Genomic DNA, 16,449 nt, shown 5'->3' on the forward strand with positions numbered 1-16,449 from the left:
GTACAACCTCATTTGCACAAAGTGCCGAGGTTGTACCTTTGCAGGTAACAGTGCCTTTAATTTGAATGCGTGTTATGAAAAATCAAGTTCGTTCGCCCTCATTCTATAATATCCATAATTTTGATTGCAATCAGGGTATAAGTCCAAACAAGACGGTTTAACAAAGTTTATCTTATCTTTTCTCTTATTTTCTCTTTATTCCTACCACATACTAAATATTCCATATTGTAAATTATTGTGAAATAACCTCTTGCTTTGCTCTTGAGGGTTATGGTAAGATGTAGACAAATTTAAAGGCAATGAAACCGCCAAGGGTTCAACCTCTGAAAATCATGAGGTTGGCCCTTTTTTGCGTTTACATGCCCGAAGGGATGGAAAATGAGTATGATTCAACCGGAAGCCGTTTATCACCGTATGGGACAAAATTGGTCATATGCCTACGATGAGTCTACACTTCATATTCGCCTAAGAACTAAGCGGGACAACGTATCACAGATCGACCTTTTCTGTGGAGATAAATTTGGCTGGGACAAAACGCATGAGGTCATTCCAATGCAGCGCCTCGCTTCTGACGGCTTGTTCGATTACTGGCAAGCCTCCGTCCGTCCTGTTTACCGCAGACTCGCGTATTACTTTGCGCTTTATAACAAAGACGAAGTTCTTTATTTTTTGGAAAAAGGATTTTATCCAGAGCCACCTGCTGTTGTATATGAGGGTCTGTTCGACTTTCCATTTTTGAATCGTGAAGATGTGCACTCCCCTCCATCTTGGGTGAAAGATGCAGTATTTTATCAAATATTCCCGGAGCGTTTCGCGAATGGTGATCCCACCAACGATCCGACAGATGTACTCGAATGGGGCGGCACACCGAGTCCTCGGAATTTCTTCGGAGGAGACTTGCAGGGTGTACTAGATCATTTGGATTATCTCTGTGAATTGGGCATCAATGCTATATATTTTAATCCTCTATTTGCGGCAACCACCAATCATAAATACGATACAGAAGATTATTACTTGGTCGATCCTCATTTTGGCACCAACACATTGCTGAAAGAGCTTGTGGACTCCTGTCATTCCAAAGGCATCCGTGTCATCCTGGACGGTGTCTTTAATCATTGCGGCCATACCTTCCCGCCGTTTGTTGATCTGCTCGCGAACGGGCAATCTTCGCGTTATGCCGATTGGTTCCATGTACGCGAGTGGCCGCCACAGGTCATCGACGGAATTCCCACCTATGACACATTTGCATTCGAGCCTATCATGCCTAAATTCAACACTGAGAATCCTGAAGTCATAGAATATCTACTGAATGCAGGCCGCTATTGGATCGAGGAAATCGGTATAGACGGCTGGCGGCTTGATGTCGCAAATGAAGTCTCCCATTCGTTCTGGCGGCAATTCCGCAGTACGATCAAAAGCGTTAATCCAGAGGCCTATCTCGTAGGAGAAATCATGCATGATTCCTTGCCGTGGCTGCTTGGCGATCAGTTTGACGCCGTTATGAATTACCCGCTAACGAATATTCAAATTAATTTTTTCGCCCACGGACAGATCAATGCTGCACAATTCTCTCAGTCGATTGCTACTATGCTAGCGAATTATCCGCAACAAATTACGGAAGCCGCCTTTAATCTGCTAGACAGCCATGATACAGTTCGTTTCCTGACACTTTGTGGCGGTGACATCAGGAAGTTAAAGCTGGCCGTTTTGTTCCAGATGACCTTTCAGGGAGCACCCTGTATTTATTATGGCGATGAAATCGGCATGGATGGCGGATACGACCCGGACAACCGAAAATGCATGGAGTGGGACTCCCAGAAACAGAATCAAGAATTGCTCGAATACTATCGCTGGACGATCAGCCTTCGTAAATCTCATCCCGCATTCCGGAGCAGTGGATTTAAAGCGCTGGAGATTCCGGGTTATCCAAAGCTGCTTGTATATGAGCGGTGGGACAAACAAAGCCGATTCATAATCGTATTGAATAATGAAGATGTTATGGCCGATGTCATCATTCCTGTAACCGGGGCAGACATGATATGGGTAAACCTAAAGACGCAGAAGCGGACTGAATCCTCCACATCCCAGCTGTATCTGAATCTGCCTGAATTCGGCTATGCGGTACTCCAAGCCGTTAATGATTAATCCGTAACATTCTAAATTCAATCGTAGAAGGATGGAGACATATGCTGCATATCACAGCCTGTCTTCGCCCTTCTTTTTGCGCATAAACAAATGTTGATAAAGCCTCAAAAACGCGGTTTATATGACCTAAAGCCATCTAGGTTACCGTATCCTCCCTTAACCTCCCGTAATCTCCCCCTTGCTCTTCAACTGTTTCAGCCCATACGCCAAAGTTTATATACGAAGTAAGATAAATTATAAGGAGTGATTGGTGATGAGTAACGTAGAACATGAAGTAGAGAACGGAAGCAGCTTATTAAAAGGTATCTTTATTGGTAGCTTAATTGGTGCCGCAGCAGCCCTGCTATTTGCACCAAAGCCTGGCCGTGAAATGCGCAGTGATCTGTCAGATAAACTTTCTCTAGCTACAGACAAGACCAAAGAAGTTGCTGGTGCCGTAACTGACAAAACCAAAGCTATTGCGACAACAGTTGGCGAAAAAGCAACCGATTTGGCTAGTACGGTATCAGATAAAGCCTCTGATATCTATACCACTGTCAGTGACAGCAAACAACAGATTGCCGCCACTCTTCAAGAGGCTGGAAGTAAAATTGGTGACACTGTAAGTGAAGCCTCAAGCAATGTAAGCTCGGATGTTAAAGACGCCTCTAAAGACGTAGCTGATGAAGCCAAAGCATCCTCTAAAGAGGTTGCCAATCAGGCTAAGGATGCGAAAGAGGATGTAAAATCCTCCTATAAATCCAATTACTAATCTGCGGCATCATACAGCTATCACTTTAACAAACAACAGCCAGCTGACCGCAGCTGGCTGTTGTTTAGTTATACCTTTATTCACATCAGCAGATACAACTAGACATTTAATTAATGCCCGTTCGGGCTATAGAAAGCAGGGATGGCGCATGGCAGATTCAAATAACCAAACAAAACCTTATGAAATTGATGAACATCCTTTCGAGTTGCGACATGAAGTGAAACGCTTAAACAGTCGTCTTGATAAGATCGCTCACTCACTGGAAAAATCAGAATTCAAGGACATTCTCGACAACTATTCAGATCCGAAAAAAAGAATCATCACAAACCTGATGGCCGGTATATCTCGGGGACTTGGACTATCTCTCGGAACATTTGTAGTCCTTGGTTTATTAGGCTACATTCTTAGTCTTTTTCTTAATGTTCCAGTAATCGGAGAGTATCTTGGCGAAATTAAAAAATACATTGATGCTAATAGCTAACCGCAAGACTATCGATCTATTCCCCAACGACCGCTTCCCCCGCTTGTCCGTCTAATCCTCTAGGTTGGACGGACAAGCGGGGGAATAAGTCTACAACAGTATACAAATAAAGGACATGCGGGTCTCCAGTCAGCGGAGAGAGGCATGTCCTTATCGTCGAAAATGTATACTACCCATACAGGAACTCAATAGGAAGAGTTGGCCATAATCTGCTTTAACTTCTCAGTGGCCCGCTTCTGTATGCGTGAAACGCTCATCTGTGATACCCCCAGCTTCTGGGCGATCGCCCGCTGGGATTGTCCATCTTGAAACGCTAACAGCAGCACCTGCTGCTCCTGTTCCTTCAATTGACCTAGTGCTTGTTGTAAATCCATACGTTTCTCTACGGTCTCGTAATCATTTGCGTCAGAGCTGATCAGCTCGCCTAGTGTAGCTCCTGTCTCCTCTTGAGAAAGGGGCGAGTCTAGGGAGACGTAATGATAACATTCTCTGCCCGCCAGTACTTCTACAGTTTCTTCAACAGACAAATCAAGATAATGAGCAATCTCATCCACCGCAGGCGAACGTTCCAGCTTCACTGTTAGTTCGTCAATCGCATGTTGAACAAGTGCTCCCTTTTCTTTAATCCGTCTAGGTACCTGTATGTACCAAGATTTATCACGTAGGAAATTCTTCATATGTCCAATCATGCTTTTCATCGCATAGGGCTCAAAAGGGATTCCAAGGCTAATATCATATTGCTGTAATAACCGGATGAGCGCCATTTGCCCGACCTGATATAAATCCTCATACAAGTCGGGGCGGTTGCGAGAAATTTTTCCAGCAGCCATTTTTACCATAGGCTCATATTTCTGTATCAGCACTGTTGCGCGTTCATTATCCTTAGTCTGCTGATATTCCCAAATTTGGGTGACTGCTTCATTCATGGACTCGGGGGGAGTCACCTTATCACTCATACCTTTTCCTCGCTAAAGTTAAGGTGCTTCTTCAAAGTTACTACCGTCCCTCTTCCGGCCTCACTTACGACGCTCACGTCATCCATCAACGCTTGCATTAAGTAGAACCCTAAACCGCCGACCTGAACGTCACTCAACTCTTTATCATGCAGTGTCATACGCTCACTGGACGAGTCTTCCAAACCGTCAAAGCTCTCCCCCTCGTCTTTGACTGTAATGGATAAGGCACTTTCACCCACCTCAAAGATTACATCAACCATTCCGTCTTGTTGTCCATAGGCGTACAATACTGAATTGTTACACGCCTCTGATACAGCTACCTTCATATCTTCAATATCTTCGTAGGTGAAGCCCATTTTTGAAGCAATACCATATAAATTTAACCTAACAATATCCACATACTCTGCGCTAGCCGGCAGCTGAAGAATTACTTTTTGCACATCATCACTCATTCTTTGTTCTATCCTTTCCTAGTGGGAATTCTCTTGGGAGGCAAAAAACTTGGTAATACCAGTCATGTCAAACAGCTTCTGAATTTGGGGAGGAACATCCTCAACCATAAACTTAACGTCCATACCTTGTCTTGATTTCAGGATCGAAAGTAGAATACCAATACCCGTGCTATCGATGTATTTTAATTCTTTAAGATTTATTACTAAATCATGCTTCGTATCCCCTACAAGCGGCTCCATTACCAAACGGAAATCGGAAGCAACGGATAGATCAAGTTCACCATTCAGGAAAACCGTACATACATTTTCTTTTGTCTCTGTCTTAGCGTGAAACTTATTACTTTTATGCGTGTTCATAGACGATCTCTCCTGATAAATATTTTCTATATTAATAACCTCATAGTCCTACCTTTGAAACAAATAACATTAAAATATAAACTAGTAAATCTTGGGTTACGCCTGAAAAATAGATGTATCTGGTTCAACCATCCGATTATCGCTGCTAGAATACCGAGAGATAATCTGCTTAATACTGCTCATCTTAAGTGGCTTGCTGATATAGTCATCCATTCCTGAGGCTTTACAGCGATTCTGAATGCCATCCATGACATTCGCAGTCATTGCAATAATAATAGTCTTCTCAGCCGCCGGACCGCCTTCTCGACGGATTTGGGCGGTTGCCTCCAGGCCATCCATTACTGGCATTTGGAGATCCATAAAGATAAAATCATAGGGCTGCTTAAGCGCCATTTGCACAGCCTGTTTCCCGTCCTCAGCCATATCAGCTTCATAGCCGAGCTTATCTAGCATGCTAACCATCAGACGCTGATTGATAGGATGGTCATCTACAACAAGAATTCGGCTTCTGCTCTCCTGATTAAGAAGAAGATGAGGCGATTCCTCTTCTTGATAACCTCCTGTCAAATCTTCTCCAGGTACGGATGCTTGAATCGTAAAAATAAAGGTAGCTCCTTTTTGCTCCATGGATTCTACCCGTATTTCTCCGCCCATCATGCCTACAAGGGATTTACATATGGCTAAACCAAGCCCTGTCCCCCCGTATTTCCGTGTCATTGAAGAATCCAGCTGTGAGAACGGTTGGAATAATCGGTCGCATTTCTCTGGAGAAATACCAATCCCTGTATCCATGACCGTAAACTCGACTTCTACCTTGTGCCCAGATGTTTCTTTGATGGAAGCGACTAAATAGACACCGCCCTGATTTGTAAATTTAACTGCGTTAGCAATCAGATTAATTAATACTTGGCGTAGACGAGCCATATCTCCATATAAAAGTCTAGGCAACTTCTGATCGATAAAATAAGCGAGCTCCAGGTTCTTTTTTCCCGCTTCCACCGAAAAGAGGCTGAACACCTCTTGAATACATGTGCGAAGTTCGAACAGCTGCTCTTCGATTTCCATTTTACCGGATTCCATTTTGGTGAAATCAAGAATATCGTTTATAACCGTAATCAACGTGTCTGCACTTTTCCGAATGATCTCGGAATACTCCTTCTGCTCAGGAGCAAGGTCAGTCTCCATTAATAAATCAATCATACCCACTACGCCATTCATTGGTGTACGAATCTCATGACTCATCATAGCCAGAAATTCCGACTTCGCTTTGGAGGCGATCTCCGCCTCTTCCTTAGCCTTTACGAGCTCACTATTTATGATTTCCAGCTCTTTCGTCTTTTGCTGCAGCAGCATGGTCTGAGTCTGATGTTTTTTGCTCGTAATATACATCTCGACAAAACCTTGTATCTTAGACTTCAGAATTTGTGGAATGAAGGGTTTAACCATATAATCAATAGCCCCTGCAGAATAGCCCGCGAATAAATGCTCCGCTTCCTTACTATTCGCAGAGATAAAGATAATCGGAATTTCCTTTGTTTTTTCTCTGGCTTTAATCAACTTTGCGGTCTCGATCCCATCCATACCTGGCATCTGCACGTCCAGTACGATGACAGCAAAATCATACCTTAACAAACACCGCAGCGCTTCTTCGCCGGAGGTGGCTTTGACTAGCTCATAATGCTGGCTTTCAAGTACCGCCTCCAGCGCCAGCAGATTTTCAGGACGGTCATCTACTAGTAGTATATGAATTGGTTCTTGAAACCCCATAGGACCACCCTCCTTCATGCGTTATTTTATGTTACGGTATATTTTTTCTACTCTGTCCAAAGACTCATAACAATCGCTGTACTTCGTAAAGTGAATGGATTCTTTAGAGCCTAGAACAAGTATTCCAAAACGACTTAAACTTTCATGAAACAAGCCGTGAACATGATCACGCAGCTCATCATTGAAATAGATCATCACATTGCGGCAGAAAATAACATTAAACTCATTAAAAGAAGTATCTGTAGCTAAGTTATGCTCAGCGAATATAATGTTTTTGCGTAAATATGGCTGTAAAATAACCGAGTTATACTTCGCTGTATAGTATTCAGAGAATGCCCGGGTACCTCCCGCCTCCAAATAATTCTTAGTGTATTGCTTCATTCTGCTAATATCATAGACGCCTTCTTTAGCCTGCTGTAAAGAACGCTCATTCATATCTGTGGCATAAATCCGAGCCTTATCGTAAAGCCCTTCTTCATGAAGCAGGATGGCCATAGAGTATACTTCTTCACCAGTGGAGCATCCAGCATGCCAGATACGAATATAGGGATAAGTCCTCAACAACGGAACTACCTTCTGGCGAAACGTTAAAAATAACCCCGGGTCCCTAAACATTTCGGTGACCGGAATGGAGAGACTATAGACAAATCGTTCAAAACAGGCACGATCATGCAGCACCTTTTCTTGCAGCGCGGATATGCTGTGTACATTCTCCGCATGCACATGATGCCAGATACGCCGCTTCAAAGAAGGCAACGCATAATTCCGGAAATCATATCCATATAAACGGTGTACTCCATCAAGGAGCAGCTCGATCTCAATTTGCTCCAACTCGTCACTTCCTACCATAACGGGCTGCTCCTCATATCCGTGTTCTATCGCTTTCATTGTTATCCCGACTCCCTTATTAACACACCGTAATTCTAGTCATGTTAGTTCTTAAAAAGGTATTACCCCAAATTTGAGTTTACGAATACAACCAGACACGCATTAACGAAAGAAGTTGACCTGTTGCGATCGGTTTCTTCATATAATCAGAAGCTCCCGCTTCAATACATTTGGCGCGATCCTCTTTCATTGCTTTGGCGGTAAGCGCAATAATAGGCAGTTTCTGATATTGCGGCATTTCACGGATTCGGCGCATAGCTTCATATCCGTCCATTTCCGGCATCATCATATCCATAAGCACGAGATCAAAATCTTCTTGCTCTACCAGCATTTCCAGCGCTTCACGTCCGTTCTCCGCAAACTTCACTTCCATGTGGTATTCTTCCAGTACACTAGAGAGTGCAAAAACATTACGAATATCATCATCGACGAGCAGTATTTTCTTCCCTTCGAATAACTCTTCCTTGTTATGCAGCTTCTGCAAAATTTTACGTTTATCTTCCGGAAGATTGGCTTCTACCCGGTGCAAGAACAACGTTGTCTCATCCAGTAGTCGTTCCGGAGAACGAACATCCTTGATAATTATGGATTCAGCATACTTGCGGAGCTGTGTCTCTTCTTTGCTATCTAAATCCTTACCTGTATAAATAATAATAGGAAGATCGTTTAATTCCTCATCATCACGAATCTGATCCAGCAGTTCAAAGCCGTTCATATCCCCAAGCATAAGATCCAGAACCATACAATCATATCTCTGCTTGCGCAGCTCCATCAGTGCCTCATTGCCGGTTGATACCGCGGTAATAGCTACATCATCATGACCAATCAATTCCATAATGGAACGACGTTGAATCTCATCATCTTCTACAATCAGAAGGTACTTCACAGTGCTGGACGTATAGTTCTCAATTTGTGAGAAAGCCCGCTCCAATGCTTCTCTTGAAGATGGTTTTCTTAGATATGCCATAGCTCCCATCATCAATCCTTGCTTCACTTCATCGTTCACTGAAATAACATGAACAGGAATGTGACGGGTCTGAGATGCACTTTTCAGCTCTCTAAGAATGGTCCAGCCGTCCATTACAGGCAGCTGTATATCGAGAATAATCGCATCTGGCAAATAAGTTTTTGCCATCTGCAGTCCAATATCGCCTTGAAGCGCTACTAAGCCTTTAAATCTGCGACCACGAGCCATGTCTAGCAAGATTTTCGCAAAGCTTTCATCATCTTCAATAATAAGCAGGACTTTGTCATTCGCCGTCAAATTGTCACGGTCATCCTCAATTGTCAGTTGTGGAAGGGGTACGTTAACGGCTGCTGGCACTAAGGTTGGAAGCATGTCTCCAATATATTCATCATATGTTGAATCCTCTTTGGACACAGCAGCTTCTATTTCTGCAGGTTGTTTACTGTAATTTGCCTTCACCGGCAAATACAAAGTGAAGGTACTGCCTTGCCCCTCACGGGATTCGAGCACAATAGCTCCACCCATTATACGAACCAATTCACGGCTGATCGACAATCCCAGGCCCGTGCCTCCATATTTACGGCTGGTTGTTCCGTCTACTTGCTGGAAGGCTTCGAATACAATATCTGTTTTGTCAGCCGGAATACCAATGCCACTGTCCTTCACAGCAATAGCAATATATTCATTATCACTCGGCAGATTTAGTGGCAAGAGATTTGTATCTGCCGGGCTAACTGAAAACTCGATAAAACCTTCGGTTGTAAATTTAAAGGCATTGGAAAGCAGATTTCTTAAGACCTGCTTCAACCGATGACTATCGGCAATTACGCTATCTGGCAGCGGCTCGTTAAAGGCTATCCGTAAGGAGAGTCCTTTTTTGAGCGCCTGTGGAGCAAAATTCTGCTTCACAAAGCTTTTCAGCTCAGTCAGTTTAATTTCTTCATGATTCAGTTCCATTTTTCCTGCATCAACCTTGGACAGGTCTAAAATTTCATCAATCATCTTAAGCAGGTCAGCACCTGACATATAAATCGTATGGGCAAATTCAACCTGCTTCTCCGTTAAATTACCATCCTTGTTCTCGGTAAGCAGCTGGGACAAGATCAGCAGACTGTTGAGCGGCGTCCGCAATTCATGGGACATGTTCGCCATAAATTCTGATTTATACTTACTAGTCACGGATAATTGCATAGCCTGTTTCTCTAGCTGAACCTTAGCATGCTCAATTTCATCTTTTTTCTCCTCAACCTCCTGCACTTGCTCCTCTAGTGCACGAGTCTTGGCGACGAGTTCCGTATTGTAATGTTCCAGTTCCTCCTGCTGACGTTGCAGCAGTTCTTCTGAACGCTTAAGTGCGTCCGTCTGCTCTTCCAAGTTCTCATTGGAACGACGCAGTTCTTCTTGCTGAGTCTGCAGCTCTTCTGACTGACATTGCAGTTCTTCCGTAAGTGCCTGTGACTCACGCAGTAATTTCTCTACAATCAGACGACGACTAATATTATTGAAAATAATGCTTAAATTATTCGCAAGTTGTTGCAGCAAATCATTTTTCAGACTGCTAAATGGCTGGAATGAAGCGAATTCTACTACACCGAGCAGCTCGTCTTCAAAAATAAGCGGATGAATGGAAATATATCCTGGCTGTGAATCCACAAAGCCGGATTTCACGGAGATATAATCTTCAGGAGCCCGCTCCAATCTGATTGGGTGCATATCAAGCGCACTTTGTCCTACGAGTCCTTCTCCAATCACAAAACCTTCCTTTGGTTTCTTATCGCTATCTACTGCATAATAACCACTGCTTCGCAGAAAATCGGGACGGTTAGCATCCTTTAAATATACTGCCCCAAACTGGGCTCCCAGCACAGGGGTGAACTCGTTGATAAAGGTCTGTGAGACCTGATCCAATGAGCTAACTCCCCGGAGAAGTTCTGTCACCTGAGCAACATTTGCATTCAGCCAGGATTGATCATTCTGCGCCTGTGCATAGGCCTGTTCCATTTGCTGTTTCTCTTCAAGATCTAAAGCCATTTTCTTAAAGACAAGGGCAACCTCACCAATCTCATCTTTAGAAGTAACCTTGATGCGCCTTATAGCCCGAATTCTGCCGTTGCCGAAGCTGGTAATCATCATCGAAACGACGTTAAGCCCCCGCGTAATGCTTGGAATGATCCATAGAACAACTCCAAGTCCAAGTAGTAGACCCACAATCATCATCAAGATGACCATCTGAGTAGAGCTTTGATAGGCATCTTTAGCTTTTGCGCTCTCTTCATTCATAATAAAGGCATTATAATCAGAGAGACTGTTCAGAGCGTTTAATACCGCATTCTGAATCGCTTGTCCCTCTGTGTTAGAATACGTGCTGGCATTCTGGAAATAACCAGCTGATAGCAGCTTCAATATTTTTTCCTGATAATTTAGATAGATCGTATAAGAATCATCAATTTGAGTAACGATCTGCATCTCTTCAGCGCTAGTCATTGATTCTTTTATTTTGTCGTAGTGCTCATTCGCCTTAGCTATTTTTTTATCAATCTCTTTTTTTTGTGATTCTACCGTTGATGTATCAGCGCTTAACATGGTCGTCGTTAATATTCGCGCCATATCATTCACTTCTCCACGCATACCTGAAGAAGAACGCCCCTTCATATATCTATCCTGGTAACCCTCAAGCTGACCATTCATATAATCCAAACGATCGTATCCAATCATAGTAAGTGCCAGCATAATCGCCAGCATCGCACTAAAACCAATTAAGAGTTTAGCCTTTATTTTCATCCTCATTCTGTTCCCTTCTTCAGTGAGATCCACACTATACATTTGTCATCGTCACGCTCTTTAGGAACATCAGCATTGAAAAAAGCAGCCCGTATAGTTTCTTCCTTCCATTCATGCTCAACATTTAAATGCTTAATCATGAACTTCAGCTGCTCTTCCTGTTCACCCTCAACCAGCTCCAGCAGACCATCTGTATAGAGAACCAAATGCCCTTCATCTTCGTAGGTCAAGCTCTGAGGCTGAATATCAATCCGTTCAAACAGGCCTACAGGGTGACAATTACTTTCCAGCAAGACCGGAGTCTTAGCTGTGCCCTCAAAAAACAGCGCAGGTGGATGCCCAGCGTTAACATAGTCAATACGCTTTATACGAGTGTCAATCACAAGATAAATCGTCGTAAAATAGTATTGAATCAGCTTTTTCTCAATATAAAGTTGGTTAAACCTTCGATTGAGTTCCTGAATTACCTTTTCCGGCTCTACATAGGTAGTTACCGTATCCTTTAATACTGACGCAAGGAACATGCAAAAAAGAGATGATGATATACCGTGTCCCATAATGTCCAGGAGGATTACGCCATATCGGCCATCCCCAAGGGGATACCACGCATATAAATCACCTGCCAATTCAGAGGAAGGCTGATAGATAGCATGCACCTCGAAATTCTCTTCCTGCAGCGGCAGGCTGAGTACAGCATTCTGCACAAGCGCAGCCAGTCTCAACTCCTCCTGGATTCGCTGATCCCGTTCTTTATGCCAATCTTTCTCACGTTTCAACCGCAGAGCAAGCCGAATCCGGGCCATTAGCTCCACTTTATTAATAGGTTTCGTAACATAATCTACTGCACCTGCATCCAGCGCTTCGGCCAATTTCTTAGAATCGCCTACAGCTGTAACCATTATTATTGGAATATCCTTAAGATGTTCGTATTGCTGCACAACACGACATGCTTCGATCCCATCCATTTCTGGCATCATCATATCCAGTAAAATCAGATCAATATCTGACATCCGGGGACGTCCATCTTCACTCCCAGAACCGATTCCAAGCCTTTCCAACATCTCTTTAGCAGAAGATGCGGTTACGAAATTTCGGTAATCTTCTTTTTTCAGGATTTCACGGATAATGATAACATTAGTCGGATTGTCATCCACGATTAAGATTCTCATCATCTTCACCTCACACGAATAGTATTACGACCGTAAAATTCTGCAAACCTACTAACTATATCATACGCTATTTTACAGTGTTATTTCTATTTTCATAATATGTAAATATAGTCATAGGATCAATTTACGTATTCAGCAAAGTAACCTCCAGCCCCACTATACCTAGTGGTTCTGGAGGTTACTCTATTCTAAAGACAGCCTATGTTTATTAACCAATTTGCTCAAATATGAAACACATTAGGAAGAAATACTATCAAATAAATCAATTCCTTCAAATTCACCCGCCAAATTTCGATATATTTTGAGTGCATTATTCCCTCTCATATATACATCCCCATCTTCAGCTATAAAATACGGTTTGCCCAAAGTATCTTGCAAATTATCTCTTACAGGATCGATTTCTACACCATCTACATGTAAACCAAACTGCCGTGCTTGCGGAGGTGAAACATGTACATAAAGTACCATCCCCTCGCCCACACCCACTGTCACATCTGCGTAGTGGTACTCCACCGTCTCTTGTAATGGATCATTTGTCACCGCAAGCGGATTGCCTTTGGCCAGAAACATTTCTTCCTTTGTGGCATATAAAGCAACACCTTGCAGAGAATCAAAGTCATTGATATATGGGCTGGATTCTGAAGCATGTTCAAATGCGAGAACCGACTTAGGTTGTTCAATAAAAGTAGCGATAGGCGCCAACTGTGGAGACGCATCAAAGTATGGGAAAAGAAGACCAAATAAAAGGATCATCATGTTCATGTTGTGTCCCACCTTTCTTATCTGCAGCCACCGATTACAGAAGCTTTACTATCTTATGCTTAATGACGAAATTTCTTCCAAAGAGTTGCAGCTACGTCTACACCTTTTAGCACTGTAGCTATTTTTCCCGGTGACTTCTCAGCATAAATGGCATCATAGGAGTTAACAGTACGTTCTTCAGCAGGAGTTAACGGAGCTTCTTTTATAGAGACTTCCTTACTCTTCTCCTTCAGCTCACGCGATTTACGATATTTCTCAATCACTGTGACTGACACTTGTTTGACCGTTAAGGTCAGCTCATTCATGACATCACCCAGATTCTTGACAGAATCGATGACTGGGTCAATCTTTTGAATCTTATGCTGTACATCGGCAGTGATTTCATTTGCGTGTCTGACCGTCGTTTTCACTTCATAAGTAAGCTCATCCATCGTCTTCTGTACTTCCACCAAGGTTTGGCTGACTTTGTCGAGTGAATCCTTTGCCGACTTTAAGGTTTTAATTAAAAAGAAAACAAGTACTGCGAATGCAATTGCGACGAGAGCTACACTAAGTTCAATGATCATATTCATAACCCCTTCCATATCTCATAAATATCGGCTAATCAGCCTTGTATACTGCATAGTTACCCCTGGTCCCATAAGCCGAAACATCTTGTCGAGTCTTGTCAAGAGTCCCTCTTCCCTTTTGTTTCAAAATCAAAGTCCCCGTTTATACAATGACTACATTAATCAAAAAAGGATAGGTGATATGTAATGTTAAAATGGTCCGCAATACTACTTGTAGTCGCAGTAATCGCCGGAATCTTTGGTTTCTTCAACCTTGTAGCCGCCGCCGCTGGTCTTGCTAAGATCCTGTTCTTCGTCTTCCTGGTTCTGTTTGTAATTTCTCTCTTCACGGGACGCAGAGGTAGATCTATGTAGTAGCCCCTCATTTTAATGGTGTGACTGTCGTATCCCTCCCATATCTATCCATATATCTTATTCATCATGCAGAAAGTATAGGTCATTCCTGCACGGATGTCACTTGAGAAAATAAGAAATGTTGGATGGGTGGTTCATCACGCATCATTTACGTTTACTAGCATATTAGCAAACAGCGCTTTTGGAAAAAAATACATCCAACCCCCACTAGGAGGAACCAAACATGAAAAAAATCGCCAGCCTTACAGTAGCCTTAGGTCTTATGGCTTCCATTGCTGCTACAGCTTCAGCAGCTGAAGTAACTAACACTACTACGGATCCTGCAACCGTAACTGGAAGCACTTACAGCAATTCTTTTGAAACAATTATCACTCCAGCGGATATGATTCCAGCAACACCACAAATAGTGCTGACCGAGAAAACACCTTTCTACTTTTCCGTCGGAGGTATAATTCCAGCAGGCTGGCTTGGCGTTCAGACTCTTGATACAACAGGTGAAGTTATTTCGGACACTTGGGGTAATGAATGGAGAGAAATCTACACTTGGCTAGGAAAAGCATGGGTTAAGGTTCCTGTAACAGCCAATGTGATCTTACCTTAATTATCAATATGCGAAAAAAGGGTGTCCCAAGAGCCAGAAAAATGGCCGATGGTACTGCCCTTTTTTTATGTGGAGAGTGCATATTCTGAACAGATAAAACAGGAAGAGCTACCCCCTCAGTAGAGAATTCTACTAAAAGGATAGCTCTCTTGCGCGTACGCCCGCCATCGTTCACCCGTCACAAACATGCGATGCTGTCGCTTCCTGCATTTTTCATATATTTAGCGAATGACCGAACCTCCGTAGAGAAAACGATTCATCCAAGAAGCGCTTAGTTTATCTACTCTTACCCCGCCTGAAGCTACGGAATAAGTTTGTAGAACTTGTCCATCTCCTAGATACATAGCAACATGCGATATTCTAGCTGTAGATTTGTCGATTCCCTCATAAGCAGAAGCAGAATTCCCCTTATAATCCATAAAGAACATTAAGTCGCCGCGCTTCAAATTGGAAATAGACGTAACCATCGTACTATTCGACTTCACCCAATCTCCTTGTTGACGGGAATCCGCCGGCAGTTTGAGATTCGCAGCATCCATAAAAATTTGCCGGATGAAGTCCGAGCAGTCAAAGGTTCTTGTATCATTTCTGCTGGAGCCATACTCATAAGGCGTTCCTAGATATCCCATGCCTGCAGCAATTACCCGTTCGATTTGGGCTGAAGCCCCCGGTGTTGTTATAGGCGGATTGGGTGTAGGTGTAGGTGTAGGCGTTGGTGTAGGCGTTACCGTTCCAGATCCCCCACCGTTTCCTGAAAGTGTACTATATTGATCACTTGAACTTATATATCCGATGCTACCATCCGCCGCTTTAACTTGATACCAGTAACTGTTAGGCTGTGCCAGAACTTCTACTTTTTCTCCCTTATTCAAAAGCTTCATTACTTTTCCGCTTGTTGAAGGTGAAACCCGAAGATTCACACCATACTTAATGGTGCCAGTTTGTGCCGATGGCGTCGTTACTGAAGCAGAGGATACGCTGATATACTTATCTCCTGCACTGGTATAACCAACTGAACCGTCTGCTGTTTTTACTTGATACCAATAGCTGTTCGGCTGCGAAAGGATCTGCACTTGATCTCCCTTTTGCAAGTACTTCACTATTTCTCCGTCAGTAGAAGGGGTGCTGCGAAGGCGAACACTAGCCTCGATTACACCTGTTTGAACGGCTGAAGCTGCTGTAACTGAATTAGATGAACTTGAGGCTGCCGCTGCTTGTCCAGGAGCAGATACTCCTAAACCTGCAACAATTGCAGCAGATACTAACAAAGATGCTGTAATTTGCTTATGTGATTTGATCATACGTTCCCCCAAATTCCATGATGAGATTTCAATAAAGGATTGTACTACATTATTCCTTTATGCCCTCATTATAGGCTTGCCCGGGATTTGGAACATGCTCCAAATTTCACATATAATCATGCCACTTTATGGTAACATACAGGTCTAA

General features: G+C 43.1%; 15 protein-coding genes. 5 read left to right on the forward strand and 10 right to left on the reverse strand.

The window, feature by feature from the left end:
* The first annotated feature begins 378 nt into the window (after positions 1-378).
* The 3 genes from MKX34_RS28235 (at position 379) to MKX34_RS28245 (ending at position 3,377) form a co-directional block, all read left to right on the forward strand.
* Complete coding sequence (locus tag MKX34_RS28235; RefSeq protein ID WP_305953667.1) at positions 379-2,145, forward strand: glycoside hydrolase family 13 protein; 1,767 nt, start codon at positions 379-381, stop codon at positions 2,143-2,145.
* A 253-nt stretch (positions 2,146-2,398) separates the two neighbouring features.
* A complete protein-coding gene (locus MKX34_RS28240) occupies positions 2,399-2,896 on the forward strand; it encodes a YtxH domain-containing protein (RefSeq protein WP_038573324.1) in 498 nt (165 codons plus the stop codon).
* A gap of 148 nt (positions 2,897-3,044) precedes the next feature.
* A complete protein-coding gene (locus MKX34_RS28245) occupies positions 3,045-3,377 on the forward strand; it encodes a DUF5665 domain-containing protein (RefSeq protein ID WP_036680215.1) in 333 nt (110 codons plus the stop codon).
* Between the two features lie 185 nt (positions 3,378-3,562).
* On the opposite strand, the gene MKX34_RS28250 is transcribed toward MKX34_RS28245, so the two are convergent.
* From MKX34_RS28250 to MKX34_RS28290, 9 genes are all read right to left on the reverse strand, one after another.
* Positions 3,563-4,333: a sigma-70 family RNA polymerase sigma factor gene (locus MKX34_RS28250; protein ID WP_036680216.1), complete on the reverse strand. Its 771-nt coding sequence runs from the start codon at positions 4,331-4,333 to the stop codon at positions 3,563-3,565.
* A complete protein-coding gene (gene rsbW / locus MKX34_RS28255; RefSeq protein ID WP_036680217.1) occupies positions 4,330-4,785 on the reverse strand; it encodes an anti-sigma B factor RsbW in 456 nt (151 codons plus the stop codon). The genes MKX34_RS28250 and rsbW overlap by 4 nt, the downstream gene beginning before the upstream one ends.
* Before the next feature lie 18 nt (positions 4,786-4,803).
* The gene (locus MKX34_RS28260) at positions 4,804-5,142 is read right to left on the reverse strand and encodes an STAS domain-containing protein (RefSeq protein WP_036680220.1); all 339 of its coding nucleotides are present in this window, start codon (positions 5,140-5,142) and stop codon (positions 4,804-4,806) included.
* A 96-nt stretch (positions 5,143-5,238) separates the two neighbouring features.
* Positions 5,239-6,909 (reverse strand): response regulator, encoded by a 1,671-nt coding sequence (locus MKX34_RS28265; RefSeq protein ID WP_036680222.1) that lies wholly within the window; start codon positions 6,907-6,909, stop codon positions 5,239-5,241.
* Between the two features lie 21 nt (positions 6,910-6,930).
* Complete coding sequence (locus MKX34_RS28270) at positions 6,931-7,797, reverse strand: protein-glutamate O-methyltransferase CheR (RefSeq protein WP_051491113.1); 867 nt, start codon at positions 7,795-7,797, stop codon at positions 6,931-6,933.
* Between the two features lie 79 nt (positions 7,798-7,876).
* Positions 7,877-11,545: a response regulator gene (locus tag MKX34_RS28275; protein ID WP_036680346.1), complete on the reverse strand. Its 3,669-nt coding sequence runs from the start codon at positions 11,543-11,545 to the stop codon at positions 7,877-7,879.
* 2 nt (positions 11,546-11,547) lie between these two features.
* Positions 11,548-12,714: a fused response regulator/phosphatase gene (locus MKX34_RS28280; protein WP_038573328.1), complete on the reverse strand. Its 1,167-nt coding sequence runs from the start codon at positions 12,712-12,714 to the stop codon at positions 11,548-11,550.
* Between the two features lie 237 nt (positions 12,715-12,951).
* Positions 12,952-13,476: a hypothetical protein gene (locus MKX34_RS28285; RefSeq protein WP_051491114.1), complete on the reverse strand. Its 525-nt coding sequence runs from the start codon at positions 13,474-13,476 to the stop codon at positions 12,952-12,954.
* 59 nt (positions 13,477-13,535) lie between these two features.
* Complete coding sequence (locus tag MKX34_RS28290) at positions 13,536-14,042, reverse strand: DUF948 domain-containing protein (protein ID WP_036680224.1); 507 nt, start codon at positions 14,040-14,042, stop codon at positions 13,536-13,538.
* Between the two features lie 189 nt (positions 14,043-14,231).
* On the opposite strand from MKX34_RS28290, the gene MKX34_RS28295 reads away from it, so the two are divergent.
* Together MKX34_RS28295 and MKX34_RS28300 are read left to right on the forward strand one after the other, a co-directional pair.
* The gene (locus tag MKX34_RS28295; RefSeq protein WP_036680225.1) at positions 14,232-14,399 is read left to right on the forward strand and encodes a DUF1328 domain-containing protein; all 168 of its coding nucleotides are present in this window, start codon (positions 14,232-14,234) and stop codon (positions 14,397-14,399) included.
* A 223-nt stretch (positions 14,400-14,622) separates the two neighbouring features.
* A complete protein-coding gene (locus tag MKX34_RS28300) occupies positions 14,623-15,000 on the forward strand; it encodes a hypothetical protein (protein ID WP_036680226.1) in 378 nt (125 codons plus the stop codon).
* A 221-nt stretch (positions 15,001-15,221) separates the two neighbouring features.
* Here the strand turns inward: MKX34_RS28300 and MKX34_RS28305 are convergent, their stop codons facing one another.
* On the reverse strand, positions 15,222-16,301 hold the full coding sequence (locus tag MKX34_RS28305; protein WP_036680227.1) for an SH3 domain-containing C40 family peptidase: 1,080 nt from the start codon (positions 16,299-16,301) through the stop codon (positions 15,222-15,224).
* Positions 16,302-16,449 lie beyond the last annotated feature (148 nt).

This window comes from Paenibacillus sp. FSL R5-0636, assembly GCF_037974255.1.
Taxonomy (GTDB): Bacteria; Bacillota; Bacilli; order Paenibacillales; family Paenibacillaceae; genus Paenibacillus_AQ; species Paenibacillus_AQ odorifer.